The sequence below is a fragment of the Mesorhizobium comanense genome (assembly GCF_005503535.1).
GTDB classification, from domain to species: Bacteria; Pseudomonadota; Alphaproteobacteria; order Rhizobiales; family Rhizobiaceae; genus Mesorhizobium; species Mesorhizobium comanense.
The window spans coordinates 1-24,844 of the sequence record NZ_SCNN01000004.1; the positions used below are offsets into that span (position 1 = coordinate 1).

Genomic DNA, 24,844 nt, shown 5'->3' on the forward strand with positions numbered 1-24,844 from the left:
GCTCTCTTGAATTTCGTCGAGGGCACTCTTAGAAGCGAACTTCTTCGTCGCCAGCGGCGCACCGCCCTCGTTCGTGAGGCGTATATAGTCGCCACCAACCAAAACTGTCAACACACCATCGCAAAGTTTTTGAACTTTTTGCGACAGAAATTTCGGGCACGCCTTGTCGGCAGCCGACTGCCCCAGGGGAACCGGGGACAGCCAGGGAAAACTGCCCCGAAGGAGCCCTATTGCCGCCGCATTGCGGTTCGACACCAAGGCCGACGAAAGAGAGCGTGCACATCCGTGCAATGCCTCCTTCAAAGAGCTTCCCAAAGGAGCAGGCGGAAGGCCTTATAAAGAAGGCACGCCGCCTTCCCCGCCGAAAGCTCTGTTGAGACAAGGACGCCAGACGAAGTCGACCGGGCCCGAGGCTTCGTTGACTTCACCAGCCGTGACAGGCAAATGTCATGGCCACAACAAAAGCGACAAGCCGTTCCGCCCGGGGAAGAAGCAGCCTTTCTGGATGCCAGACACGGAAGATGTCATAGCCGAACTCGGCAACGAGCCGCCGCTTATCGCGGACGGCCGCAGCGGCCCGCCCGACCGGCGTGAGGTTTCCGCGCGCTGGCTGTCGGGAACATTCCTTACAGGCGTGACGTCGAGCGTGCTCATGGGTGTGGCGCTGTTTGCCGCCCTCGACGGACGCCAGCAACTGGCGACGCCGCCGGAGATCGCCGAATTGATCGGCCTTGCCAGCAATGGCGATTCCGGCGAGGTGGCCAAGACGACAAGGCTGGTGGCGCCGCGCCAGATCGCCAAGGCCAAGGATCGGCGCCGCATGGAAGTTTCGATGGTCACCAAGGTCGGCGACCGCGACGTCATCCACACCATGCCCTTCGTGCAGATAAAGATGGCGCTCGCCGCGGGCCACACCACCAACCGCCCCTACCCTCCTTTCGACCCGCTGCAGGTGTTTGGCAACGACAGCGACGACAATGCCGCGCAACCGGCGACGGCCTCCGCCGCCTCCGGCCAGATCTATGGCGCCAAGGTCGAAAGCGAGATGAGCCTGAAGACCGTCGATTTCCCGATCGAGACGGCCTCCTTCGACGAAAAGAGCGACCTGTCCGCCGACGAGGTGGAAAAGGTGGTGCGCGAAGCCGGCACCGACCTCAGCGACGGGGCCGTGCAGGTCGCTTCGCTCCACTATGTCGACCCGCAGCGATTCGGCGAAGCCTTCGCGGAGAGCATGGCCGGCTCCTATGACGTGAAGATCGTGCCGGAAAACGTCTCGGTGTCGCCACGTGCCGCCACCGACGACCAGGCGCCGGCTTTCGCCGAGGAAATCATTCCCTTCACCAAGGACACCGACCTCACCGAGGCCTTTGCCGATTCGGGTTATACCGGTGACGACGCCACGGGCATGGCCGAGGCCATCGGCAAGCTTCTCAACGCGACCACGCTCAAGGCCGGAACCGTGCTGCGCGTCGGCCTCGAGGTTCACGGCGATGCCGCCAAGGTCGTGCGCACCAGCGTCTACGACAAGACCACGCACATCGTCACCATCGCGCTCGATGACCGCGGCCAGTATGTACCCGCGCAGGAACCGGATCCAAATCCCGAACTGCTGACGGCTTTCGATGATTCGTCGGCACCCGTGGTGGTGCGTGGCAACCTGCCCAACGTCTATGACGGCATCTACCGCACAGCCTATTCCTACGGCATGTCGAAGGCCATGACCCAGCGGCTGATCAAGCTGCTGGCGTCTGGTGTCGACTTCCAGTCGCGACTCAATCCGTCGGATCGCCTCGAAGTGCTGTTCTCGCAGCCCGACAGCGACGACCAGACGTCAGACAATTCCGAGCTTCTCTACGTCTCGGCAACGTTCGGCGGCACGACACGCAACTTCTACCGCTTCCAGATGCAGGACGGCAGCACCGACTATTTCGATGAGGACGGATCGAGCGCCGAGCAGTTTCTGCTGCGCAACCCACTGCCCAACGGGAGATTCACCTCCGGATTTGGCGCGCGCAAGCATCCTATCCTAGGCTATGTCCGCATGCACACAGGCACCGATTGGGCCGCCCCGATCGGATCACCGATCATCGCTGCCGGCAACGGCGTCGTCGAGAAAGCCGGTTGGGCCGGCGGCTATGGCAAGCAGATCATCCTTCGCCATGCCAATGGCTATGAGACCTCTTACAATCACCAGAGCGCCTTTGCCAAAGGCATCGCGGCGGGCGTTCATGTTCGCCAGGGCCAGGTCATTGGCTATCTTGGCCAGACCGGTCTCTCCACTGGTCCTCACCTCCACTACGAGCTGATCGTCAACGGCACCAAGGTCGATTCGATGCGCGTGCGCCTGCCTGTGGGCAAGGTGCTGAAGGGTGACGACCTCGTTGCTTTCAAGCGAGAACGCGAGCGCATCGACGACCTGCTGAAGCAGGAAGACGGCAATTCGCTGAAGGTCGCCAGCGCCAAGATCGACGGCTGATCTTCAAACCTTGATCGTTACGAACTTCCAGTTCGCCGCGCCCAAGGCAGTCGTTCGCCCGGGATGGTCACCCATGCGACGCCGGAAGCAAGCAGGCACAGCAGCGCCGTCACGGCGGAGACAGCTGAAAAGGCGGCGTCGCTGGCCGCCAGCCTTGCGGCATCAAGTGCCGGCGCAAGTCCGGCTGGCGCCGGTTCGCCAAAGCCGGGCACGCCGGGCGCAGCGCTACCATCCAATGCGTGGGCATAAACCCAGGCGGCCAGAGATCCCATCGCCGCCACCGCGATAAGCCCCCCGATGCGGGAGACGGCATTGTTGATACCGGAGGCGGCACCGGTGTCCTTGTCCTCCACGGCTGTCATGATCGCCGTCGACAGCGGCGACACGACCTGCGCCATGCCAAGCCCCATCAGTGCCATCAGTGGAAATGTGCCGGTCCAGAAATGATGGATACGGGCATGGCTGAGCATTGCCAGTCCGGCAAAGGCGCAGGCAACGACAAGGCTGCCGCAGGCTATCGGGAAACGCGGACCGATCCTGTCCGACCACAGCCCGACCGGCCCCGACAGCAACGCGATCGATGCCGAAAGCGGCAGGAAGATGAACCCGACCTCGGCCGAGCTCAGCCCCCAGCCTGCGATCAGCAGCATGGGCAGATAGAAAAGGTTGGCCGACAGCGCGAAATACAGGAAAAAAGTCGCGACATTGGCCCCGGCGAAAGCGCCGATGCGAAACAGGCTGAGATCGATCATCGGCTCGCGCCGGCGCAACTCGAACAGGATGAAGACGACAAGCAGAACGGCGCCGGCGGCAATGCTCGGGACCGCCATCCGGTTCCCACCGCTGGCGCTCATCGAGGTCAGCCCATAGGCAAGCGCGCCGAAGGCCAGTGTCGCCAGCGCGCCGCCGCCGAGGTCCAGGCTGCGCTTCTCCGTCGGCGCATCGGCAGGCACCTTGACCAGCAGCAGGTAGATCGAGATCAGGCCGAGCGGCAGGTTGACGGCGAAGATCGCGCGCCAGATGCCGTCCCCGAACGCTGACAGCACAAGGCCGCCGAGCACCGGGCCGAGTGCCGTGGTCAGTGCGGAAGCCGCCGCCCAGATACCGATCGCGCGGCCGCGTTCCTTCTTCGGATAGGCCTTGGCGATGATGGCGAGACTGCCAGGCACCATGATCGCGGCACCGATGCCCTGGAGAGCGCGGAATGCGATCAGCACGACGGCGTTCGGTGCGATCGCACAGGCAAGCGAGGTGACAACGAAGACCGCGATGCCCGCCACGAAGGCGCGTCGCAACCCGAACCGGTCACCCGCGGCGCCGCCGGCAAGGATCAGCGCCGAAAGCGTCAATGCATAAGCGTTGGAAATCCATTGCGCCTCGGCAAGGCTGGCGCCGAGATCGACGCGGATTGCCGGCATGGCGATGGCCAGGATGGAACCGTCGATGAAACCAAGTGCCGAGGCCAGGATAGCCGCGATCAACACGTAATGCCGCTGGGATTGCGGGCAGAACGTGCCGTTCGTGATCGATCCGGTCAGCGGTGTTGCAGCAACTTCATTTGGTGAATGCATGGGCCTTGGCTTAGACCGCCATTGCCCGGGCAACAACCGGCCAGCAGCCGGCGGTCATTGAATCCAGCCGGACGGGCAGGAGACGAAACGGTCCGGAGGCAAGCAGCGGCAGTCATGCCGGGTTTCCGGCGGACTGCCGGCTGGTCGTGCGGTTGATCCAAGCAGCCGCACTGCGCGGCTTACTGCTGCGCAACGTTGTCGGCTGAAGGCCCGCCGATGAATTCCACGGTAACGCCTGGCGATACAAGCTTGGCGAGTTCGCGCGCATCCCAGTTGGTCAGTCGCACGCAGCCATGGCTTTCGGTCTTGCCGATCTTCGAGGGATCCGGCGTGCCGTGGATACCGTAGGTCGGCTTGTCCAGCGCGATCCAAACCGAGCCGACCGGCCCGTTGGGGCCTGGCGGGATGGTCAGGATCTTGTCGTTCTGGCCCTGCTTGAAATTGATGTTGGGGTTGTAGGTATAGTTCGGGTCGAGCGCGATGCGCGAAACGGCGTGGATGCCGGTGGGCGACGGCGTGTCAGCCGAACCGATGGTCGCGGGATAGGCCGCGACCAGCTTGCCGCCGGCATCGTAGGCGTACACTTCCTTCTTGGTCTTGTCGGCGACGATGCGCGCGACCGGCGTCGACACCAGCTTGCCGAAATTGGCGACCTTGATGACCGTGCCGGGACTGTTGAAGTCGAGGCCCTTGTTGAGCGACTTCAGATAATTCTCGTCCATGTGGAAGCGCTCCGCCAGCGCCTCGGTGACGGAGGTGTAGCACATGCAGTTGAGCTGCGCCTTCTGGCTGTAGTCTTCCGGGATCGACGCGACATAAGGACCGGCGACGTCCTCGGCCGTGATCGTGTAATTGGCAAAGGGGTCGCCGCCCGATTGCGAGAGCGCCGCCTGGATGCCGACAGAATCCGTCGATTTGAGATTGCTGCCGTTGATTTCGTTGTAGGCGGCAAGCGCCTTGTCGACATTGGAGCCGAAGCGCCCGTCGATGACGCCGGGCGATGCGCCGCCGCGATCGAGCAGAACCTGCAACGCGGCGACATCCTGGCGCGCGCCGAGCGAAAGCGAGGGATCGACCGTGGTCTGACCACCGGATTTGGGTGGCAACGCCGTTTGGTCCGACGGAGGCGTCTGCAGGGCGGGAGGCGTGGTCGGTTGGGCCGGATCGATCGAGGCTTCGTTCAGTGGCTGGCGCTTGATGGTGCGCGGCTTCGCCGGCTGCGGCGCGTCGGGATACGTGTTGTCGTAAGTGCCGTCATCCTGCGGTGCACGGGGATAGGCCTCCACGGAGTTGTCGCCATAGGGATCGCCCTGATCGGGCGCTGGCCCGAGCATCCTGTCTCCATCCTGCCTGCGGCGCGGCATGTCTTGAGGATCGTCGAGATAATAGCCGTCGTCGTCCGCCGGTGCCCGGCCCAGCTCGCGCAGCCGCATGTCGCGGCGCAGCGTACGCCGGTCGAATCGGGTCTGCGGTGGCTGGATGGCGATAACCTTGCCGGTGTCGGCGTCGACAATGACGCGGTTGCCGCGCGCATCATAGTAGACATCGAGGTTGCCGTCCTGCGCGAGCAGAATGCCGCCGCTCCCGGCCGCGCGGACGGTACGCGTCTCACCGTCCTGTGTCGGCGCTGCGAAAGCGCTGGAAAACACCAGTCCCGCGGCAAGCGCCGAAAGGGTGAAGATAGTGCGCAGCATGGTGGCCAAACTCTCCGGTCCGTATGTGCCGCCGCCCGGCATTGTGCGATTCGGCGAACCCCTTCGCCAGCAAACCACTTGCCCCACACTATGGTTCCAACATGAACCGGGCATGAAGATGGCGGTTTTCCGGCGCCTCTGCGAATATTAGCTAGCCTGCGGCAAGTCCCAACACCTTGCGCTCCCGCTTGGTCAGCTTCAGGGCGACAAGGCGATGGCTCTCGCGCAGATAGTCTTCCAGTGCGCCATCATCCATGCTCTGGCTTGTCTGACGCTGGATCCACTTCATGCCGCGCGAGGCGAGGTAGGGCGCCGGCCGCAAGCCGGGCTGCTCCTTCAGCACATCGTAGGCGATGTCGGAACATTTGAAGGTCACGAAAAGCCGTTGGCCCTGATCCCAGCCGCCGATCGCGAACACCTTGGTGCCGACCTTCCAGACATGGGCCCCTCCCCACTGCACGACATGGGTCGTGGAAGGCAGCGAGGCGCAGAAACCGTTGTAATCGTCCAGCGTCATCGCCCCGCCTCTGGATGGGAAACGCCGCGCGTCCGGTCCGGACGCGCGGCGTCGTGAATCAGGCCGCCGCTTCGGCCGCCACGACCGTCGGCTTGGAGCGGAAGTTCAACCGGTCGGAGCCGGCGGTGACCTTCACGGTCGAGCCGTCGAGGATGTCGCCGAGCAGGATCTTTTCCGCCAGCGGATCCTGCAGTTCCTTCTGCATCACCCGCTTCAGCGGCCGCGCTCCATAGGCAGGGTCGTAGCCCTTGGCCGCCAGCCATTCGATCGCCTCCTTGTCCAGCGACAGGGCGATCTTGCGGTCGACAAGCAGGCTTTCCAGCCGCTTGAGCTGGATCTCGACGATGCGGTCCATATCCTTGCGGCGCAGCCGGTGGAACAGGATGACCTCGTCGACCCGGTTGAGGAACTCCGGCCGGAACGATGCCCTGACCACGCCCATCACCTCGTCCCGCACGGCGTCGACGTCCTGGTCCTCGCCGAGATTGACCAGATATTCGGCGCCGAGATTGGACGTCATGATGATCAGCGTGTTGCGGAAGTCGACCGTGCGACCCTGTCCGTCGGTGAGCCGGCCATCATCCAGCACCTGCAACAGCACGTTGAAGACATCGGGATGCGCCTTCTCGATCTCGTCGAACAGCACGACCTGATAGGGCCGGCGCCGCACCGCTTCGGTCAGCGCGCCGCCTTCCTCATAGCCGACATAGCCGGGAGGCGCGCCGATCAGCCGGGAGACGGAGTGCTTTTCCATGAACTCCGACATATCGATGCGCACCATGGCGCTGTCGTCGTCGAACAAGAAGCTGGCGAGCGCCTTGGTGAGCTCCGTCTTGCCGACACCCGTAGGTCCCAGGAAGATGAACGAGCCGATCGGCCGGTTCGGATCCTGCAGGCCGGCGCGGGCGCGCCGAACGGCTTTCGAAACCGCCTGCACTGCCTCGCCCTGGCCGACGACGCGTTTGCCGATCTCGTCTTCCATGCGCAACAGCTTGTCACGTTCGCCCTGCAGCATCTTGTCGACCGGGATGCCGGTCCAGCGCGAGACGATATGGGCGACGTGATCGGGCGTGACCACTTCGTCGACCATGCCTGCCTTGCCGTCCTGGGCTTCGGCTTCCCGAAGCTTCTTCTCCAGCTCCGGTATCTTGCCATAGGCCAGCTCGCCGGCGCGCTGGAATTCACCCTTGCGCTGGGCAATGGCAAGTTCGTTGCGCGCTTCGTCTAGCTGCTTCTTGAGATCGGCGGCCAGCCCGAGCTTCTGCTTCTCGGCCTGCCATTTGGCGGTGATCTCGGCTGATTCTTCCTCGAGCCCGACGAGCTCCTTTTCAAGGCGGGCAAGCCTGTCCTTCGAGGCGTCGTCGGTCTCGACCTTCAGCGCCTCGCGCTCGATCTTGAGCTGCATGATGCGGCGGTCGATCTCGTCGAGAGCCTCGGGCTTGGAATCGACCTGCATCCGGAGCCGCGAGGCGGCCTCGTCCACCAGGTCGATCGCCTTGTCCGGCAGGAACCGGTCGGCGATGTAGCGGTTGGAAAGCGTCGCGGCCGCCACCAGCGCCGAATCCGAAATGCGCACCTTGTGGTGCTGCTCGTACTTCTCTTTCAGGCCGCGCAGGATCGACACCGTATCCTCGACCGTCGGCTCCTCGACGAAGACAGGTTGGAAACGGCGGGCAAGGGCCGGATCTTTCTCGACATGCTTGCGGTATTCATCAAGCGTGGTCGCGCCGACGCAGTGCAATTCGCCGCGCGCCAGGGCCGGCTTCAACAGGTTGGACGCGTCCATCGCGCCGTCCGCCTTGCCGGCACCGACCAGCGTGTGCATCTCGTCGATGAACAGGATGATGCTGCCATTGGCCGACGTGACCTCCGACAGCACGGCCTTCAGCCGCTCCTCGAACTCGCCGCGATACTTGGCACCGGCAATCAGCGCGCCCATGTCGAGCGCCATCAACTGCTTGTCCTTCAGCGATTCCGGCACATCGCCATTGACGATGCGCAGCGCCAGGCCCTCGGCGATGGCGGTCTTGCCGACGCCCGGCTCGCCGATCAGCACCGGATTGTTCTTGGTGCGGCGTGACAGCACCTGGATGGTGCGGCGGATCTCGTCGTCGCGGCCGATGACAGGATCGAGCTTGCCGGCGCGCGCGTCGGCGGTCAGGTCGCGCGCATATTTCTTCAACGCGTCATAGCCCTGCTCGGCGCTCGCCGAATCGGCGGTGCGGCCCTTGCGGACATCGTTGATGACCTGGTTGAGCGCCTGCGCGGTGACACCCGCCTTGGCCAGGATTTCGGCCGTCTTGGCCGACTTCTCCATGGCAAGCGCCTGCAGCAGGCGCTCGACGGTGACGAAACTGTCACCGGCCTTCTTGGCCAGGTCCTCGGCGGTCGAAAACACCTTGGCAAGCGGCTGCGCCAGGTAAAGCTGGCCGTTGCCGCCTTCCACCTTGGGCATGGCCTCAAGTGCCGCTTCGACACCAAGCTTGACGTCACGCACATTGCCGCCGGCGCGTTCGATCAGCGACGCGGCAAGGCCCTCGTCATCGTCGACGAGTACTTTCAGGATGTGTTCGGGAGTGAATTGCTGGTGGTTGCGCGAGAGCGCCATGGTCTGCGCGGACTGGATGAAGCCGCGCACGCGCTCGGAGTATTTCTCAAGGTTCATATCTGTCTCCTTCCATCACCGGCCCGCTTTGCGGCACCGGATCAGATTGCGGTGACGGACCCGCTCATGCGAGCCGGATCCTGTTCAGCCCAGATATGGTGCATGGACCCCTGCCCCTCAAGACGTCTCGCTATCGGCAAGCGCATAATATTCCACAGCCATGAAAACGAAAACGGCGGAGATTTTTCCCCGCCGTTCAACGTCTTGAAAGAAGTGACCGATCAGTTGTCGATGTCGGCGATCACGGGCTCGCCGCCGCCTTCGGCCGGGGCTGCGGTCGCCTCGCCGGCATCGGAATTGTCGCTGCCGCCGTCAATCTGGTCGGCACTGGCGCGCGGACGGCGCGGACGGCGCGGGCGACGGGCGGCACCGCCCTCGGCGGCGGCCTCATTGAGTTGAGCCTGGGCGGCCAGACCTGCCGGCGAAAAATCACCGAACAACGGCGCCGGCTCGGCGACCGCAACGGTCTCGGCCTGCGCGGCGACAGGCTGTTCTGCTTGCACCGGAGCTTCATTGCGTTGCTGCTGGCCGCCTTGCTCGGCCGGCGAGGCATGATCGCGCTGGCCATTCTGGCCATAGCCGCCATTGGGGCGACGATCGCGATGGCGTCCGCCATTGTTGTCGCGGCCGCCATTGTTACGCCCGCCATTGTTGTCGCGGCCATCGCGGTTCAGCGCGACCTCGGCCGGCATGCCTTCGATAACCGGCTGCGGGCCTGCACCGTGGCTGCTTGCAGGAAACTGCGTGTCGGAGACGGCGTTGCCGGAATTTCCGGCATTGTCGAACTCGTCGCGATCCTCATCGCCGTCCTCGTCGAACTCGTCGCGGTTCTGCTGGACGTTCTGGATCGGCATCTGCGCCTGCGCGGCGGCAATGATGCGGTTGTAGTGTTCGGCGTGCTGGAGATAGTTTTCAGCCATAACCCGGTCGCCGGAGCTTTGCGCGTCACGGGCAAGGGTAGCATATTTCTCGGCGATCTGCTGAGCCGATCCACGGATCTTCACGTCCGGGCCGTTGCTCTCGTAGTTGCGCGTGAGGGGATTTGGTCCCTTGCGGTTGTTGTTGTTATTGTTGTTGCCACCGCCGCCGCCATTGTTGTTGCGACCGCGCATGCGCCTGTTCTGCTGTTGTGGCCTCATTCGACTCTCTTCATAGTGAATTTTCGAAAAACTCTTCACGCACGGTGGCGCTCATGCAGCCAGCCGTTTCGTTTCTTCACCGGCGTTCGCCCGCATCGATTGCGTTGGCGCCACGTGCCATCCTGTTCCGGTTACATCACTTGCCGGACGATTCCCGCACGAAGCATGGGCGTCGTTTGCGCAAGAAGGCAGCTATTTCCAAGGAAAACCGAATCGCTAAGAGCACTGCCTGCTTCGTCTCATCCGGTTAAGGCGACCCTAGCCGCATTCCCCGGTATTGCCAAGCGGTTTTTTCGCACTGCGTCAAGGCTTTCCCCGTTGAAAGACAAGAACCCTGTCGTTTTCACCGAGATCGCGGAAAGCACCCGCCAGTGCATAACCGGCCAGCCTGAATATATCCGTGACCTCGACGCGTTGCGTGTGACCGATCTCGACTGCAATCCTGCCTTCGGGTTTCAAAAACCCGGCCGCTTCGGCGGCGATTGTCCTGTAGGGGTCCAGACCATCCGCGCCGCCATCAAGGGCGCTGTGCGGATCGAAATCGCAGACCTCGTCCTGCAGATTTTCGATGTCTCTGGAAGGTATATAGGGAGGGTTTGCGGCAATTACATGGTACAGGCCGGAAACTTTCGAAAACCAGTCGGACTGTAGCGCCGCAAAGCGATCGGCAAGACCTATTCGCCCGGCATTGCCGGTCGCCGTCGCCAACGCGCCCTCGGCAATATCGACACCAATGGCAGTCGCGGCAGGCTCGGCGCTCAGCAGCGCCAGTGCGATGGCGCCCGTGCCAGTGCCGAGGTCGAGAATACGGCATTGCCCCTCCCTTGCCGCGACCGCCCTGACGAAGGGCAGGATCGCCTCGACCAGCGTCTCTGTATCGGGCCTCGGCTCGAGCGTTTCCGGCGACAGCGACAGGCGCAGGCCATAGAACTCGCGATAGCCGAGGATGCGATGCACAGGTTCGCCGCCGGCGCGCCGCCTCAGCGCCGCGTCGATCGCGGCGACGGCGTCCCGGCCGATCCCGCGCTGAGGGTCGGCTATGGCCTGCGTGCGGCTGGTGCCGGAAAAATGTTCGACGATCAGCCGCGCATCGAGCGCGGGATCGTCGACGGATGCGGCCGCGAGCCGGGCCCGCGCCTCCCGTAGCAGCGGCCCCAGCACCTCTGGCAGGTCAGCCATCGAGGCCGATATCGGCGAGCAGCTTCGACTGGTGGTCGGCGATCAGTGCGTCGACCACTTCGTCGAGCTCGCCCATCATCACCCGGTCGAGCTTGTAGAGCGTCAGGTTGATGCGGTGGTCGGTGACGCGCCCTTGCGGGAAATTGTAGGTGCGGATGCGCTCGGAGCGGTCACCGGAACCGACCTGCGATTTGCGCGATTCGGAGCGCTCCTCATCCGCCTTGCTGCGCTCGAGGTCGTAAAGCCTGGCGCGCAGGATCTGCATGGCCTTGGCGCGGTTCTGGTGCTGCGACTTCTCGGCCTGGACCACCATGATGCCGGTCGGCAGATGGGTGATGCGGACGGCCGAATCGGTGGTGTTGACGTGCTGGCCGCCCGAACCCGAAGCGCGCATCGTGTCGATGCGGATGTCCTCGGCGCGGATGTCGATATCGACTTCCTCGGCCTCCGGCAGCACGGCAACGGTGGCGGCCGAGGTGTGAATGCGTCCGCTCGCCTCGGTCGCCGGCACGCGCTGCACCCGATGCACGCCTGATTCGAACTTCAGATGCGCGAACACGCCCTTGCCGGACACGGTCGCGATGATTTCCTTGAACCCGCCGGCATCGCCGTCGCTGGCCGAGACCGTTTCGAACCGCCAGCCGCGTTCGGCGGCGTAGCGCTCATACATGCGAAACAGGTCTCCGGCGAAAAGCGCCGCCTCGTCGCCGCCGGTGCCGGCACGAATTTCGAGGATGGCGTTCTTGTCGTCCGCGGCATCCCTGGGCAGGAGCAGTATCTGGATGTCCTTCTGCAGCGCCTCGATGCGTTCCTCCACGCCTGGCAGATCCGCCTCGGCGAGCCCGCGCATCTCCGCGTCGGTGCCCTTGTCGGCAAGCATTGCCTCGAGGTCGGCTTGCTCCTGTTCGGCGGAGCGCAACTCCCGGACTTTGGCCACCATGTCCTGCAGCTCGGCATATTCGGACGCCATTTTCACATAGGCGTCCGGCGCCGGTCCGGCCGCCATCTGCGCTTCGAGCATCTCGAAACGCTTGACGACTTGATCCATACGGTCGCGGGGAAGGTTGATCATGGCAAACGCTAAAGCGGAATGGAACGGTCGTCGGCAAAGGCCTGCAGCAGCGCCCGCATCGGCATCCCTTGCGTGGGCGCCATCAGATTGTCGTCGAAGAAAGCCTTCAACTCCTCCAGCGGCAGCTCCGTCAGCATCGCCTTGACCGGCCCGATCGAGGCCGGCGACATGGAGATCGAGCGGAAGCCGAGGCCGATGAGCGCCATGGCCGATATGGGTTTTCCGGCGAGTTCGCCACACAAGGTAACGGGCGTGTGGTTGCGGGCGCCGGCATCCGCGATCTGCTTGAGCACACGCAGGAACGGTGCCGACAGCGTATCGAACCGGTTGGCCAATTGCGTGTTGCCGCGATCGACCGCCATGACGAACTGGAACAGATCGTTCGAGCCGACCGAGACGAAATCGACAGCCTTCATCAGTTCGTCGAGCTGGAACAGCAGCGACGGCACTTCCAGCATGGCGCCGAGCTTGAGGCTGGTCGGCAGATGGTGGGCAAAGCGCGAGAGATGCCGCACCTCGCGGTCGATGATCTCACGCGCCTGGGCGATCTCGCCGAGCTCGGTCACCATCGGCAGCATCAGCTTGAGCTCCCGCCCGCCGCTGGCCTTGAGCAGGGCGCGGATCTGGGTGCGCAGCAGGCCCGGCCGGTCCAGCGTCAGGCGGATCGCCCGCCAGCCGAGCGCGGGGTTCTCTTCCTGGATGGCGCCTTTGAAGTAAGGCAGCACCTTGTCGCCGCCTATGTCGATGGTGCGGAAGGTGACCGGCTTGCCACGCGCCGCCTCCAGCACGTCGCGGTAGAGTTTTTCCTGCGCCTCGGCGCGCGGAAAGGTCGAAGCGACCATGAACTGGAGCTCGGTGCGAAACAGACCGATGCCGGCGGCACCCGCTTCGGCGAGCTGCGGCAGGTCCACGGCAAGCCCGGCATTCATCAAGAGGTCGACCTGGACACCGTCCCTGGTCGTCGACGGCTTCTTGCGCAGTTCGCGGTAGACCTCCTGCCGGCGCGCGCGGAACCGCACCTTCTCGGCATAGGCGGCTTCGAGATCGGACTGTGGCCTAAGATGGATCGTGCCTTCCTCGCCGTCGACGATGATGGCATCGCCGTTTTCCGCCATGGAAACGGCGCCCTTCATCTGGCCGGCGACCGGAATGCCCATGGCGCGCGCGACGATGACGACGTGGCTGGTCGCGGCGCCATCCTCCAGCACCAGGCCGCGCAGCTTGTCGCGGGGATAGTCGAGCAGTTCGGCCGCGCCCATCGACCGGGCGACGATGATGGCGTCCTTGGGCAGCGAGGCCGCGACATCCTCCGGCCCGCGTCCCATCAGTTGGCGCAGCAGCCGGTTGGCGAGGTCGTCGAAATCGCTCATCCGCTCGCGCAGATAGGGGTCGGTCATGTGCAGCATGCGGGCACGCATGTCGCTCTGCACCTTTTCCACCGCCGCTTCCGCTGTCAGGCCGTTGCGGATCGCTTCCTCCAGCCGGCGCACCCAGCCGCGGTCGTTGGCGAACATGCGGTAGGCTTCCAGCACCTGGCGGTGCTCGCCCTCGAAAGCCACGTCTCGCCGCTCAAGCATGTCGTCGATGGAGAGCCGGAGCGAGCCCAGCGAGCTTTCCAGCCGCCTGACCTCTTCCTCGCTGTCTTCGTTGAACAGGTTGGTGACGACGATGCGCGGCTCGTGCAGCACGACATGGCCAAGCCCGACGCCATCGTTGAAGGACAGGCCGGTGAAGCTGACGGGCCGGCGCAGGTCGAGTTCCAGTCCCGGCCGGGTCAGGCGCGCCAGATCGCCGGTGGCGATCATCTCGGCGATGACCATGGCCGTGGTTTCCAGCGCCTCGACCTCGTCGTCGCGGTAGTGGCGCATGGTCTTGTTCTGCACCACAAGGACGCCAAGCGTGCGCCCTGCCCTGAGCACCGGCACGCCGAGGAAGGAATTGTAGATCTCTTCCCCCGTCTCCGGCAGGTAGGCGAAGGCCGGGTGTTCCTGCGCGTTGGATAGGTTGAGCGGCCGCGCGCTGGCGGCGATCGTGCCGACCAGGCCTTGGCCGAGCCGCAACTGCGCCAGGTGGACGGCGTTCGGGTTGAGACCCTCGGTGGCATAGAGTTCGAGCACCGAATCGGCGCGCAGCACATAGAGCGAGCAGACTTCGGCGACCATGTTGGAGGCGATGTCGCGCACGATCCGGTCAAGCCGCTCCTGCGGCTCCAGCGGCTCTTGCATGAGCTCGCGGAGCCGTTTCAGCAGAACGCGCGGGCCGCTGGCCTGGTCACGCATCGCGGCTTCTTCTCCAATGAAACACTTGCCGGCGCAGTTTCCGCCGCTGCCGGCATGCGCGCAACAACTGATTCAGTCTGGCTACTGCTTATCCAGACCGTAGACGGAATGCAAAGTGCGAACCGCCAGTTCGGTGTACGGACCGTCGATCAGTATCGAAATCTTGATCTCGGAGGTGGTGATGGCGCGGATGTTGATCGCCTTGTCCGCCAGCGCCTTGAAAGCGGTTGCCGCGACACCGGCGTGGCTCCTCATGCCGATGCCGATGACCGAGACCTTCGACATGCCGGCTTCCGACTGCACGACATCGTAGCCGACATCGGCCTTGAGGCGGTCAAGCACGGCAAGCGCCTTGTCGACATCGCCTGATGGCACGGTGAAGGTCATGTCGGTGAACTTGCCGTCCTCGGAGATGTTCTGGACGATCATGTCGACATTGATGTTGGCCTCGGCCAGCGGGCCGAAGATGCCGGCGGCGACGCCGGGGCGGTCGCCGACGCGGCGCAGCGAAATCTGAGCTTCGTCCTTGGCGTAGGCAATTCCGGTGACGACCTGCTGTTCCACGATCTCTTCCTCGTCGCAAATGAGCGTTCCCGGAGGATTGAGCAAATCCCCCATTCCGGGCGCATCGGGATCATCGAAGGACGATCGCACGAAGGTACGCACCCTGTGCACCATGGCAAGTTCGACCGAGCGCACCTGCAGCACCTTGGCGCCGAGCGACGCCATTTCGAGCATTTCCTCGAAGGAAATCTTGTTCAGCCGCCGCGCCTTGGGCTCGATGCGCGGGTCGGTGGTGTAGACCCCGTCGACATCGGTGTAGATGTCGCAGCGGTCGGCCTTGACCGCCGCGGCGATGGCCACCGCGCTGGTATCAGACCCGCCGCGACCGAGCGTGGCGATGCGATTGTCCGGGCCGATGCCCTGGAACCCGGCGATGACCGCCACCTGGCCTTCGCCGAAGCGCTTGACCAGGAACGCGCCATCAATGTCGAGGATGCGCGCGGCGCCATGCGCATTGTCGGTCTTGATCGGAATCTGCCAGCCCTGCCAGGAACGGGCATGGACGCCCATGTTCTGCAAGGTGATTGCGAGAAGGCCGGCCGTGACCTGCTCGCCGGACGCGACAACCGCGTCATATTCACGGGCATCGTGCATGGGCGAGGCTTCGCGCGTCCAGGCAACCAGTTCGTTGGTCTTGCCGGCCATCGCCGACACCACCACCGCGACCTCGTGGCCGGCATCGACCTCGCGTTTGACGTGGCGCGCGACATTGCGGATGCGGGCGATGTCGGCGACGGACGTTCCGCCGAATTTCATCACGATACGCGCCATGGAAGCGAGATGCCTTTGACTGAAGCCGGCTCCCCGCGAAGGGGAACACCGAAAGCGGAAGGAAACGTCCGGTTGACGCCGGCCGCTGAATGCGCGGCCTCCTTAGCCAAATGATGAAGGTTTCGCAAGGCTGGCTGCGGATTTGCCCGGTTCAAGAAGCCGGCATATTGCCTTCCAGGCCCGCGCCGCTTACCAAATGCTGCCCGCGGGGAATTCCTTTTGGTTTGGCATAACAGATGATTGCTCGTCTTCGACGCGCCATGCGATTGCAATCGCTGCCGCTTGTCGTCGGCTTTGCCGTGCTGGCATTGATCGTCGGCACCCGCGCCCTGCTGGTCGAGGGTCAGAGGGCCAATCGCGCCGCGGCGCGTGAGACGATCGAATACCAGGACCTGCTCTCCGGGCTGCTTTCGATGGCGCAGGACGCCGAGAGCGGTCAGCGCGGCTACTTGCTGACGGGCGAAAAGTCCTATCTCGAGCCTTACCAGAAGGCTGTCGACGCGATTCCTGGCCAGTTCGCGCGCATCGATGCAATGACGCCGCCGGACGACCGACTTGCCCTTCAGATCAGTCACATCAAGGACGCGCTTTCGCAGAAACAGGCTGAGTTGGCGCAGACGATAGCCCTCTATGACCGAGGCGATGCGGCGAAGGCGCTGCAACTGGTCCACAGCGGCCAGGGCAAAGCCGCCATGGATGAAATCCGGGCCAGCATGGATACGATCCGGCGTATCGGCGCCGCCGCCGTGGCCGCGCGTGACGACCACACGGACCAGGTCGAGACCTGGCTGCGCGTCGGCTCGATCACGGCGCTGATCGCGATCTTCCTGCTCGGCACCTACACGATCCGTGAGTCCCGCCGCCGATTCCGCGAGGTCGCCACCGGCCAGGAAGAGCTGATGCGGAAGAACATCGAGCTCGGCAACGAGATCCAGACGCGGGAAAAGGCCGAATCCCAGATACGCCAGATGCACAAGATGGAGGCGGTCGGCCAATTGACCGGCGGCATCGCCCACGACTTCAACAACATGCTGGCGGTTATCCTCAGCGCCATGAACCTGGCCCAGCGCAAGCTGAAACGCGGCGAGCACGACATCGAGAAGTTCGTCGAAGCCGCGACGGATGCCGCCACCCGCGCCGCGAATCTAACGTCGCGGCTGCTCGCCTTCTCGCGCCTGCAGCCGCTCGCGCCGCAAGTCGTCGATGCCAACCGCCTGGTGACCGGCATGTCCGATCTCCTGCGGCGCGCGCTCGGCGAAGGCATCCGCATCGAAACGGTGCTGGCGGGTGGCCTGTGGAAGATCCATGCCGATTCGAGCCAGATCGAGAATGCGATTCTCAACCTGGCGGTCAACGCCCGCGACGCGATGGACAATGAAGGCAAGCTGACCCTCGAGACCGCCAACAGCCACCTCGACGACGCCTATGCCGCGACGCACGCCGAGGTCACATCGGGCCAGTATGTGATGATCGCGGTAACCGACACCGGTGCCGGCATGGCGCCGGAGGTCATCGCCAAGGCCTTCGAGCCCTTCTTCACCACCAAGCCGGTCAACAAGGGCACCGGACTGGGGCTCAGCCAGGTGTTCGGCTTCGTCAAGCAATCCGGCGGTCACGTCAAGATCTACTCCGAGCCGGGCGAAGGCACGACGATCAAGATCTACCTGCCCCGATTTTTCGGACCCGAAGAGCCGGCGGTGGCTGTCGGCCATGGCAAGAGCGCGGCCAAGGCCACGGAGACGATCCTCGTCGTCGAGGATGATGCCCGCGTGCGGGCCGCCACCACGGACGCCATGCGCGAACTGGGCTACACCGTGATCCATGCCGCCAGCGGCGAGGAAGCGCTTCAGAAGCTGGCCGCCACATCCGATGTCGCCTTGCTTTTCACGGATATCGTCATGCCGGTGATGAACGGCCGCAAACTCGCGGAGCAGGCTGTGGCTCGCCAACCCGGGCTGAAAGTCGTCTTTACCACCGGCTTCACGCGCAACGCCGTCGTCCACAACGGCGTGCTCGACCACGACGTGCATTTCCTGGCCAAGCCTTTCACCATCGAGCAGCTGGCCGCCAAGTTGCGCGACGTGCTGGACGCGAAATAGACCGCTCCGTTCGGCGGAGCCGCCGCGCTGTCGGCTCTCCCCCTGGCAGCATTGAAAATTGCTGCCTTGACATTCGATGCCTCACGCCCGACTTCCTAGCGTCCGAGGAGACCAACCTATGCCAGAGCCCCGACGATCGACGATCGATGCCGGAGAAGTCGAACGCTTCTCCGCCCTTGCCGCCGAATGGTGGAATCCGAACGGCAAATTCCGGCCGCTGCACAAGTTCAATCCGGTCCGGCTTTCCTATATCCGTGACCAGATAGCGGCACGCTTCGGGCGTGACCCGCGTGCCGCGCGGCCGTTCGAGGGGCTGCGCATCCTCGACATCGGCTGCGGCGGCGGCCTTTTGTGCGAACCCATGGCGCGGCTTGGCGCCGAGGTCGTGGGTGCGGATGCCTCCGGGACAAACATCGAGGTGGCGAAACTGCATGCGGCCGAAGGCAATGTGAGCGTCGACTATCGTGCGACGACGGCCGAGGACCTTGCCGACGCCGGCGAGACGTTCGACGTCATCCTCAACATGGAAGTGGTCGAACATGTAGCCGACATCGACCTGTTCGTCGCCAAATGCGGGCAGATGGTGCGGCCCGGCGGCATCATGTTCGTGGCCACCATCAACCGCACGCTGAAGGCGCTCGGCCTTGCCATCATCGGCGCCGAATATGTGCTGCGCTGGCTGCCGCGCGGCACCCACCAGTTCGGCAAGCTGGTGCGCCCCGAGGAACTGGAAAAGGCGCTGGGCGGCGCTGGCCTGACCATCATCGACCGCACCGGCGTCACCTACAACCCGCTTGCCGACCGCTGGGCGCGCTCGAAGGACATGGACGTCAACTACATGGTGCTGGCGGAAAAAGGATCGGCCTGATCCTGTCGCGCACTATTCAACATTGAGCGGGCGATAGCCGCCGCGCCAGTAGATCAGCGCCTGGCCGCTATCGTGGGTGCGCACCGCCTCGACCGAGCCGATGATGATGGAATGCGTGCCGCGATCGATCATCTCGTCCAGGCTGCAGTCGAAGGCGGCCACGGCGTCGGAAAGCAGCGCCGCTCCGGTCTTCAGCGTCACCCATTCGGCGCCCTCGTACCGATCCTTGCCCTTGATGCCGCCGAAACCGGAAAAACGCTCCGCCAAGTGCTGGTGTTGAGGGCCGAGCGAATTGATGCCGAAATGCCGGTAGCGCTCGATGACCGGCCAGGTCGACGACGATCGGTTGACGCAGGCGATGACCTTGGGCGGCTCGGCCGAGAGCGAAACCACCGAAATGACGACGAGGCCGGAGCGATCCTCGCCGATGCCGGCGGTGATGACGCTGACATTGCCGACGACCAGCCGCATGGCGGCGCGGAAGTCGGCAACACTGACCGCATCCCCTCCCGAAGCCGTGGACACGACCTTCTCCTAAGCCGCCGACTGCATCGCGGCCGGCGCGATGCGGATGCCTCTCTGCTCGAGGATGGGCAGCACGGTGTCGCGGAAATAGGGAAACTCCTCGACATAGTCGACGAAGGAGAGCGTCGAGCCGCGAAAGCCCGCCTCATGCAGGGCGGTGATCCCGTCCGCGACCTGCTCGGGCGTGCCAGTGAGCGGGAAGCCACCATGGCCGGCCGCCATGCGGTCGCGAATGAGTGCCAGGAGGTCGTGCGGGAACGACTGCGCATGGGCGAATTGCAGTCGCACAAGATTGTCGACCGCCGCCCAGTCGGCATTGCTGCGGCCGAAATGTTCGAGATAGTCCTTGGCCTCCTTTTCAGTCGGCCGGCACACGACATGGGCGAAGGTCAGCACGTCGACATCGCTGCCGGCGGCCCTCGCCTGCTCCTTCAACGCGAGGATTTCATCCTTGGAGCGCGCCAGGTCGATTGCCGGCGTGAACAGGAAATCGGCGTTGCGGACGGCGAATTTGCGCCCCTCTTCCGACCCCGCCGCGTTGAGGATCGGCAGCCGTGAGGACGGACGCGGATCGCCAAGCACGTTCTTGAGTTTGAACCAGGTGCCGTCCCAGTCGAAGGCTTCCGTGCGCTCCCACAGCGCCCTGACGACGTCGAACCATTCCTGGGCATAGCCATAGCGCGTGACGTGGTCATCGGGCAGCGTCAGCCCGAGCGCCTCGTATTCCGGCTTGTTCCAGCCCGCAACGATGTTGAGACCGATGCGGCCGCGGCTGATCTGGTCGATGGTCGCCAGTTGCTTGGCGACGACGGCAGGATGGTTCGCCGCGGTGTGGGTGGTCGCGAAAACCGTGATGTTGCGGGTGAGCGCCAGAAGGCCGGCCGCCCAGGTGATCGTCTCCAGAACGTTGCCGTGAAAATTGGTCTCGCCGCCGTATCCGATCCAGCGCGCGATCGGCAGCATGAAGTCGATGCCGGCCTCATCGAGCAGTTGCGCCAGCCGCAGATTGTTATCCCAGGAACTGACCCAGCGCTCAGGCACCTTGGTAACGGTCATGCCGCCGGAGCAATTGGATGCGAAGGTGCCGAGAAAGAAGGGCTGCGCATGAGGCGCGGTCTTGTCGAGCATGCTCATCGGTGATGTTCTCCTCATTTTTGCTTATAATTTATGATAGAAAGTCTATCATAAATTCATGTGGACGCAATCGCCGGCATCGGCGCATGCTGGTGACGGGGAACAGACAGATGAATGATCGGCGCAAATCTCTGGAAACACAGGCCGAGCTGCTGGATCGCGGCTGGCATCTGGCGCGAACGCCGCTGGAAATCGACGTCACCGAAGTCGAGTACGCGCTGATGCGCTCCTACGAGGCGTTCGGCCATTGGCAGGCCGAATGCCTCGCCACCGTGATCGAGTTTTCCGCCAGCGGACCCGAGAATGCGCTGCTCCACATCATCCGCATGAATGACCGCCCGAAAAGCGTGCGCGATCTGGCCCAGATGACCAACCGCGACGACATCCCCAACATCCAGTACAGCCTGCGCAAACTGCTCAAGGGCGGTTTGATCACCCGCACCGGCAGCGGCAGGGCCGGTGTCACCTACGAGGTGACGCCGCTTGGGTATCGCGTGACCGAGCGCTATGCCGACATCCGCTCGGTGCTGTTGATCGAAGCGGTGACGCGCATTCCCGAAATGGCCGGCAAGCTTGAGGATGTCGCGCGCACGCTCGAACTCATGACCGGCATCTACGAACAGGCGGCGCGCGCCGCCGCCACCCACCGCCGCCGGAATCCAAGGCCGGAGCCCGGCATCGCCGCCGGCACGGACTGAAGCAATTCCAGGAAAAGTGTGAAATGGTTTGCAGGGAAAACGCACCGCGTTTTCCCTGGGGATTTGCGTAAAACAGGTGGTTAGAGGCTAGACCCTTCACGCCTTCCGGCTTTGCGCCCTTGTGGTGATGAACACGCCGGCGGTGATGATGATGGCCCCGATCCAGGTCAGCAACTGGTAGTGCTCGCCCAGGAAGAGCGTGCCGGCGAACAGACCGACGGCCGCCGCCACATAGCCGATCTGGCTGAGATAGACCGGGCCGCCCACCGCTTGCAGCCGGAAGAAGAAGGCGAACATCGCCGATGCCGACGCGACCTGCGCCAGCACCACCAGCGGCACCCCTGCAAGCGGCGCGAACGCCTTGAAGCCGAACAGGGCAAGAATGCCGACGAGCAGCAGCGTCGCCGATGCCAGATGGCTGCCGACGGCAAGCTCGATCGGGCCGGTGCCTTCAGGCCAGTCGACGGTGCGGTAGATGTTGCCGGCGGCAAGGCTGACCGGGATCAGCAGCCCCATCGCCACCCAGAAGAAATCGGCCGGCTGGCCGGCTTCGCCGCGCGTCACCGCCACCATGACGGCGCCGACAAAGCCGACGACGATGCCTGATATGCCCAGCATGTTGGGGCGCCGGACGCGCAACAGGATCGAGAACACCAGCGTGATGACAGGCGACAGCGTGAACATGATGCCGGTATAGCCGGCGCCCAGATGCGGTATGGCCGAGAACATCAAGAGGTTCGGCACGGCATAGGACACTGCCGCCGTGACGAAGAAATAGCGCAGCTTGTGCGCGGTGAGCCGAATACGCTGGCCGCGCAGCAGGAGTACGCCCAAAAGCACGCCGCCGGCGCCGAGCGAGATGACGAAGGCCCACACCATGGCCGGCACGCCCGCGGCGGTGGCAAGCTTGCCGAAGGGCAGCGTCAACCCGAGCAGGCCGCCCGTGACAACCAGCAGGCCCAGTGCGGAATCCCAGAGAAATTTCATCGATGACCCCGTCATCCCTGAACAGGCACTTGGCCGCCATTCCATCTTCAGCTAAGATAATACAAAGATTCTTAACGTCAAGATATTTTATGGTGAGATAAATGGACCGGGCGGCGAGAGCGATCGAACAGTGGAACAGGGAGCGGCCGGATCTTGACGTCTCGCCTATGGGTGTGATCGGGCGCCTGAATGAAGTGTCCTCGCTGATCGCGCGCGACAGGCTCGCCCCGGTCTTCGCCCGCTTCGGGCTGCAATCCGGCGAATTCGACGTGCTGGCGACGCTGCGCCGTTCGGGAGCGCCTTACGCGCTGACCCCGACCGAACTCTATGAGGCCACGATGGTGACCTCGGGTGCGATGACCGCCCGGCTCGACAGGCTGGAGAAGGCAGAGCTGATCGCGCGGGGCGCCCATCCGACCGACCGGCGCGGGATTGTCGTGCAGCTCACCGAGAAAGGCAGAGCCCTGATCGACGAGGCCCTGACCGCCCATGTCGCCAACGAGCACGAAATTCTGTCGGCCCTCACGCGCGCGGAGTGCGACACGCTTGCAGGCCTACTGCGAAAGCTGATTGGTAGCATCACCTAGCTCGCTGGAGCCTAGATGAAATAGGGCGCTGTTACCCGGTTTGGAAGAGTTGTCGACTTAGTGCCGTTTGCTCCGGCGTCGGCGCCATCGCCCGAAAGCAATCATTCTGTCCGCAAGCCATACCGGCGTGCCGAGATGGATCAACGCATCCCGGATACCAGCCATCTCGCGGGTATTGAACCCTGTATTGGAGTAGTCGACTGACCCGTTCCGCCTAGCTTCCACCCATCGGTGAATTCTTTCACCGTCCGGTAGTCTGGCTGCGAAGGCGAGCTCACGCCGCATGCAGACCTCTTCGATCCGGGAGCGCAATTCCTCCTCGTAACCAATCCCGCATCGATCGATACGCGCATGCGCAGCCTCATGGACGATGGCGTTGGCCACCTCTGCGACCGATATGTCTTCGCGCATGACAAACCGTTCATCTAGCTCGCAAGTCAACGTCGATCTTACGAACTGCCCGGCGGCGCCGGGAATGGTTGTAATCCAGATTTGTTTGAGATCTAGGACCATCCGCCGGTACCGGAGAGGGTCGACGTCCTGTATCAACTGCAGTGCAGCGGCGACCTTGTCCGCTGCTTTGCTGCCTTTGCTATAAGCGATCACCAACCCGCCGACTGTGCGCTTGGTATCGGCCCTCATGGCCAGCCGACTAAGAATATCTTGCAGCACGACTGACAAAGGTCGCCGCGCAGCGCTCGAGGGCCGGCGCGACGTTGCCACCGGAAATCAGTTCCGGTCGTCCGGAAACACCGGGATCGGCATGAAATCGACACCGTCTTCGGCGAGGCCCTTGGCCTCTTCCAGCGTTGCTTCGCCATAGATGCCGCGCGCATCCGTTTCGCCGAAATGGATCTTGCGCGCTTCCTCGGCGAACTTGTCGCCGACATAGTCGGCGTTTTCGCGCACCTTCTCGGCCATTGCCTTCAACTGCGCCATGGCCTGCTTCTGTGCCTCGCCCATGGCGAGCGCGATGGTTTCCTGCTTGCGCGCCGTCGAAACAGCCGGCGCCATCAGGGCCTTGCCGACCTTGTGCGAACCGCAGCTCGGACAGTCGACGAAGCCGCGCTTCTTCTGCTTGTCGAAATCGTCATTGCTGCGAAACCAGCCTTCGAACTCATGCTCGTGTTCGCAGATCAGGGAAAACCGGATCAAGATGCGGCACCCCTGAGACGCGGCGTCTCGCCGGCGCCGATGCTGAAATCCCGCGCGTTCTTCAAATTGGGGATCTTCTTGCGCGCCGCGAGCGACTGCGCCGGATCGATCTCAGCCACGATCACGCCGGGCTCGTCATGGGCGGCTTCGGCCAGGATACGGCCCCACGGATCGACGATCAGCGAATGGCCGTAGGTCTCGCGGCCATCCTCGTGCAGGCCGCCTTGCGCGGCAGCCACGACATAAGCGCCGTTCTCGATGGCGCGGGCCCTCAAAAGCACATGCCAATGCGCCTCGCCGGTCTGGCGGGTGAAGGCGGCCGGCACGGTCAAGAGATCGGCGCCCGCCAGGGCCTCGGTGCGGAACAGCTGCGGAAAACGCAGATCGTAGCACACCGCGAAGCCCAGCTTCGCGCCGGCAGCTTCGCTCACCACCGCTTCGGTGCCCGGCTCATAGGAGGCGGATTCGCGCCAGCTCTCCCCATTGTCGAGGTCGACGTCGAACATGTGGATCTTGTCGTAAGTGGCAAGCACGGCCCCGTCCGGACCGAACAAAAAGGCACGGTTGGCAAGCTTGCCGTCCGAACGCAGGATCGCGGTAGAACCGACATGAAGGAAAATGCTGAGTTCCTTGGCCAGCTTGCGGGCCGTGGAAACAACGACGTCCTTGTCCTGCGTGGTGAAGGCCGCGGCGCCGGCCTGCTTGTCGCGGATCAGCGCGCCGGTCATTTCGGGCGTCTGCACATAGCTCGCGCCCCGGGCCGCCGCCTCGCGCACCAGCCGTTCCATATCGACCGCATTGCGTTCGGGGCTCTCGCCCGAACGCATCTGCACCGCCGCCGCCTTGAAAACACCCATCGTCAAA

General features: G+C 63.9%; 21 protein-coding genes. 5 read left to right on the top strand and 16 right to left on the bottom strand.

The window, feature by feature from the left end; genetic code table 11:
- Window positions 1–303, bottom strand: a 303-nt coding sequence (locus tag FFS37_RS36010; RefSeq protein ID WP_232375605.1) for a hypothetical protein, incomplete at its 3' end; no start/stop codon positions are given.
- Between the two features lie 202 nt (window positions 304–505).
- Between FFS37_RS36010 and FFS37_RS08760 the strand changes: the two genes are divergently transcribed.
- Window positions 506–2,476: a M23 family metallopeptidase gene (locus FFS37_RS08760; protein ID WP_171026216.1), complete on the top strand. Its 1,971-nt coding sequence runs from the start codon at window positions 506–508 to the stop codon at window positions 2,474–2,476.
- Between the two features lie 17 nt (window positions 2,477–2,493).
- On the opposite strand, the gene FFS37_RS08765 is transcribed toward FFS37_RS08760, so the two are convergent.
- The 9 genes from FFS37_RS08765 to FFS37_RS08805 all read right to left on the bottom strand — a co-directional run bounded on the left by FFS37_RS08765 (window position 2,494) and on the right by FFS37_RS08805 (window position 15,927).
- Entirely contained in the window at window positions 2,494–4,047 is a 1,554-nt protein-coding gene (locus FFS37_RS08765; RefSeq protein WP_137930554.1) for an MFS transporter, read from the bottom strand.
- Window positions 4,048–4,226: 179 nt separating this feature from the next.
- Complete coding sequence (locus FFS37_RS08770) at window positions 4,227–5,741, bottom strand: L,D-transpeptidase family protein (RefSeq protein WP_137930555.1); 1,515 nt, start codon at window positions 5,739–5,741, stop codon at window positions 4,227–4,229.
- 151 nt (window positions 5,742–5,892) lie between these two features.
- On the bottom strand, window positions 5,893–6,258 hold the full coding sequence (locus tag FFS37_RS08775; RefSeq protein WP_137930556.1) for an MmcQ/YjbR family DNA-binding protein: 366 nt from the start codon (window positions 6,256–6,258) through the stop codon (window positions 5,893–5,895).
- A gap of 58 nt (window positions 6,259–6,316) precedes the next feature.
- The gene (gene clpB, locus FFS37_RS08780; protein WP_137930557.1) at window positions 6,317–8,923 is read right to left on the bottom strand and encodes an ATP-dependent chaperone ClpB; all 2,607 of its coding nucleotides are present in this window, start codon (window positions 8,921–8,923) and stop codon (window positions 6,317–6,319) included.
- Between the two features lie 221 nt (window positions 8,924–9,144).
- Entirely contained in the window at window positions 9,145–10,062 is a 918-nt protein-coding gene (locus FFS37_RS08785; protein ID WP_137930558.1) for a DUF4167 domain-containing protein, read from the bottom strand.
- A 303-nt stretch (window positions 10,063–10,365) separates the two neighbouring features.
- Window positions 10,366–11,241 carry a peptide chain release factor N(5)-glutamine methyltransferase gene (prmC, locus tag FFS37_RS08790; RefSeq protein WP_137930559.1) on the bottom strand — a complete coding sequence of 292 codons (876 nt, stop codon included), beginning with the start codon at window positions 11,239–11,241 and terminating at the stop codon, window positions 10,366–10,368.
- Window positions 11,234–12,313, bottom strand: a complete 1,080-nt coding sequence (prfA, locus tag FFS37_RS08795) for a peptide chain release factor 1 (protein WP_137930560.1) — start codon at window positions 12,311–12,313, stop codon at window positions 11,234–11,236. Before prfA ends, prmC begins: the two co-directional genes overlap by 8 nt.
- Before the next feature lie 8 nt (window positions 12,314–12,321).
- Entirely contained in the window at window positions 12,322–14,592 is a 2,271-nt protein-coding gene (gene ptsP / locus FFS37_RS08800; RefSeq protein ID WP_137930561.1) for a phosphoenolpyruvate--protein phosphotransferase, read from the bottom strand.
- 81 nt (window positions 14,593–14,673) lie between these two features.
- Window positions 14,674–15,927: an aspartate kinase gene (locus FFS37_RS08805; RefSeq protein WP_137930562.1), complete on the bottom strand. Its 1,254-nt coding sequence runs from the start codon at window positions 15,925–15,927 to the stop codon at window positions 14,674–14,676.
- A 260-nt stretch (window positions 15,928–16,187) separates the two neighbouring features.
- Here FFS37_RS08805 and FFS37_RS08810 point away from each other — a divergent pair, with 260 nt between their 5' ends.
- The gene (locus tag FFS37_RS08810; protein WP_137930563.1) at window positions 16,188–18,026 is read left to right on the top strand and encodes a CHASE3 domain-containing protein; all 1,839 of its coding nucleotides are present in this window, start codon (window positions 16,188–16,190) and stop codon (window positions 18,024–18,026) included.
- Window positions 18,027–18,144: 118 nt separating this feature from the next.
- The gene (gene ubiG, locus FFS37_RS08815; RefSeq protein WP_137930564.1) at window positions 18,145–18,894 is read left to right on the top strand and encodes a bifunctional 2-polyprenyl-6-hydroxyphenol methylase/3-demethylubiquinol 3-O-methyltransferase UbiG; all 750 of its coding nucleotides are present in this window, start codon (window positions 18,145–18,147) and stop codon (window positions 18,892–18,894) included.
- 12 nt (window positions 18,895–18,906) lie between these two features.
- Here ubiG and FFS37_RS08820 read toward each other — a convergent pair whose 3' ends face one another.
- Together FFS37_RS08820 and FFS37_RS08825 are read right to left on the bottom strand one after the other, a co-directional pair.
- On the bottom strand, window positions 18,907–19,365 hold the full coding sequence (locus tag FFS37_RS08820; RefSeq protein ID WP_137930892.1) for a flavin reductase family protein: 459 nt from the start codon (window positions 19,363–19,365) through the stop codon (window positions 18,907–18,909).
- A 63-nt stretch (window positions 19,366–19,428) separates the two neighbouring features.
- Entirely contained in the window at window positions 19,429–20,553 is a 1,125-nt protein-coding gene (locus tag FFS37_RS08825) for an LLM class flavin-dependent oxidoreductase (protein WP_137930565.1), read from the bottom strand.
- A 110-nt stretch (window positions 20,554–20,663) separates the two neighbouring features.
- Between FFS37_RS08825 and FFS37_RS08830 the strand changes: the two genes are divergently transcribed.
- Window positions 20,664–21,251 carry a winged helix DNA-binding protein gene (locus FFS37_RS08830; RefSeq protein ID WP_171026217.1) on the top strand — a complete coding sequence of 196 codons (588 nt, stop codon included), beginning with the start codon at window positions 20,664–20,666 and terminating at the stop codon, window positions 21,249–21,251.
- A gap of 96 nt (window positions 21,252–21,347) precedes the next feature.
- On the opposite strand, the gene FFS37_RS08835 is transcribed toward FFS37_RS08830, so the two are convergent.
- Window positions 21,348–22,238: a DMT family transporter gene (locus tag FFS37_RS08835; protein WP_137930567.1), complete on the bottom strand. Its 891-nt coding sequence runs from the start codon at window positions 22,236–22,238 to the stop codon at window positions 21,348–21,350.
- A 101-nt stretch (window positions 22,239–22,339) separates the two neighbouring features.
- On the opposite strand from FFS37_RS08835, the gene FFS37_RS08840 reads away from it, so the two are divergent.
- The gene (locus FFS37_RS08840; protein WP_137930568.1) at window positions 22,340–22,825 is read left to right on the top strand and encodes a MarR family winged helix-turn-helix transcriptional regulator; all 486 of its coding nucleotides are present in this window, start codon (window positions 22,340–22,342) and stop codon (window positions 22,823–22,825) included.
- Window positions 22,826–22,882: 57 nt separating this feature from the next.
- On the opposite strand, the gene FFS37_RS08845 is transcribed toward FFS37_RS08840, so the two are convergent.
- The 3 genes from FFS37_RS08845 to FFS37_RS08855 are packed head-to-tail and all read right to left on the bottom strand — an operon-like array spanning window position 22,883 to window position 24,837.
- Window positions 22,883–23,506, bottom strand: a complete 624-nt coding sequence (locus FFS37_RS08845) for a hypothetical protein (protein ID WP_137930569.1) — start codon at window positions 23,504–23,506, stop codon at window positions 22,883–22,885.
- Window positions 23,507–23,554: 48 nt separating this feature from the next.
- Window positions 23,555–23,980: a DUF1178 family protein gene (locus FFS37_RS08850; RefSeq protein WP_137930570.1), complete on the bottom strand. Its 426-nt coding sequence runs from the start codon at window positions 23,978–23,980 to the stop codon at window positions 23,555–23,557.
- On the bottom strand, window positions 23,977–24,837 hold the full coding sequence (locus FFS37_RS08855) for a carbon-nitrogen hydrolase family protein (RefSeq protein ID WP_137930571.1): 861 nt from the start codon (window positions 24,835–24,837) through the stop codon (window positions 23,977–23,979). The genes FFS37_RS08850 and FFS37_RS08855 overlap by 4 nt, the downstream gene beginning before the upstream one ends.
- Between the last annotated feature and the right edge of the window lie 7 nt (window positions 24,838–24,844).

Excerpts from the sequence above, each read along its gene's own strand:
- FFS37_RS08775 (WP_137930556.1), bottom strand. The coding sequence starts at position 6,258 with ATGACGCTGGACGATTACAACGGTTTCTGCGCCTCGCTGCCTTCCACG.
- FFS37_RS08770 (WP_137930555.1), bottom strand. The coding sequence starts at position 5,741 with ATGCTGCGCACTATCTTCACCCTTTCGGCGCTTGCCGCGGGACTGGTG.
- FFS37_RS08765 (WP_137930554.1), bottom strand. The coding sequence starts at position 4,047 with ATGCATTCACCAAATGAAGTTGCTGCAACACCGCTGACCGGATCGATC.
- prmC (WP_137930559.1), bottom strand. The coding sequence starts at position 11,241 with ATGGCTGACCTGCCAGAGGTGCTGGGGCCGCTGCTACGGGAGGCGCGG.
- clpB (WP_137930557.1), bottom strand. The coding sequence starts at position 8,923 with ATGAACCTTGAGAAATACTCCGAGCGCGTGCGCGGCTTCATCCAGTCC.
- FFS37_RS08785 (WP_137930558.1), bottom strand. The coding sequence starts at position 10,062 with ATGAGGCCACAACAGCAGAACAGGCGCATGCGCGGTCGCAACAACAAT.
- FFS37_RS08840 (WP_137930568.1), top strand. The coding sequence starts at position 22,340 with ATGGACCGGGCGGCGAGAGCGATCGAACAGTGGAACAGGGAGCGGCCG.
- ptsP (WP_137930561.1), bottom strand. The coding sequence starts at position 14,592 with ATGCGTGACCAGGCCAGCGGCCCGCGCGTTCTGCTGAAACGGCTCCGC.
- ubiG (WP_137930564.1), top strand. The coding sequence starts at position 18,145 with ATGCCAGAGCCCCGACGATCGACGATCGATGCCGGAGAAGTCGAACGC.
- FFS37_RS08830 (WP_171026217.1), top strand. The coding sequence starts at position 20,664 with ATGAATGATCGGCGCAAATCTCTGGAAACACAGGCCGAGCTGCTGGAT.
- FFS37_RS08855 (WP_137930571.1), bottom strand. The coding sequence starts at position 24,837 with ATGGGTGTTTTCAAGGCGGCGGCGGTGCAGATGCGTTCGGGCGAGAGC.
- FFS37_RS08805 (WP_137930562.1), bottom strand. The coding sequence starts at position 15,927 with ATGGCGCGTATCGTGATGAAATTCGGCGGAACGTCCGTCGCCGACATC.
- FFS37_RS08835 (WP_137930567.1), bottom strand. The coding sequence starts at position 22,238 with ATGAAATTTCTCTGGGATTCCGCACTGGGCCTGCTGGTTGTCACGGGC.
- FFS37_RS08820 (WP_137930892.1), bottom strand. The coding sequence starts at position 19,365 with ATGCGGCTGGTCGTCGGCAATGTCAGCGTCATCACCGCCGGCATCGGC.
- FFS37_RS08810 (WP_137930563.1), top strand. The coding sequence starts at position 16,188 with ATGCGATTGCAATCGCTGCCGCTTGTCGTCGGCTTTGCCGTGCTGGCA.
- FFS37_RS08760 (WP_171026216.1), top strand. The coding sequence starts at position 506 with ATGCCAGACACGGAAGATGTCATAGCCGAACTCGGCAACGAGCCGCCG.
- prfA (WP_137930560.1), bottom strand. The coding sequence starts at position 12,313 with ATGATCAACCTTCCCCGCGACCGTATGGATCAAGTCGTCAAGCGTTTC.
- FFS37_RS08825 (WP_137930565.1), bottom strand. The coding sequence starts at position 20,553 with ATGAGCATGCTCGACAAGACCGCGCCTCATGCGCAGCCCTTCTTTCTC.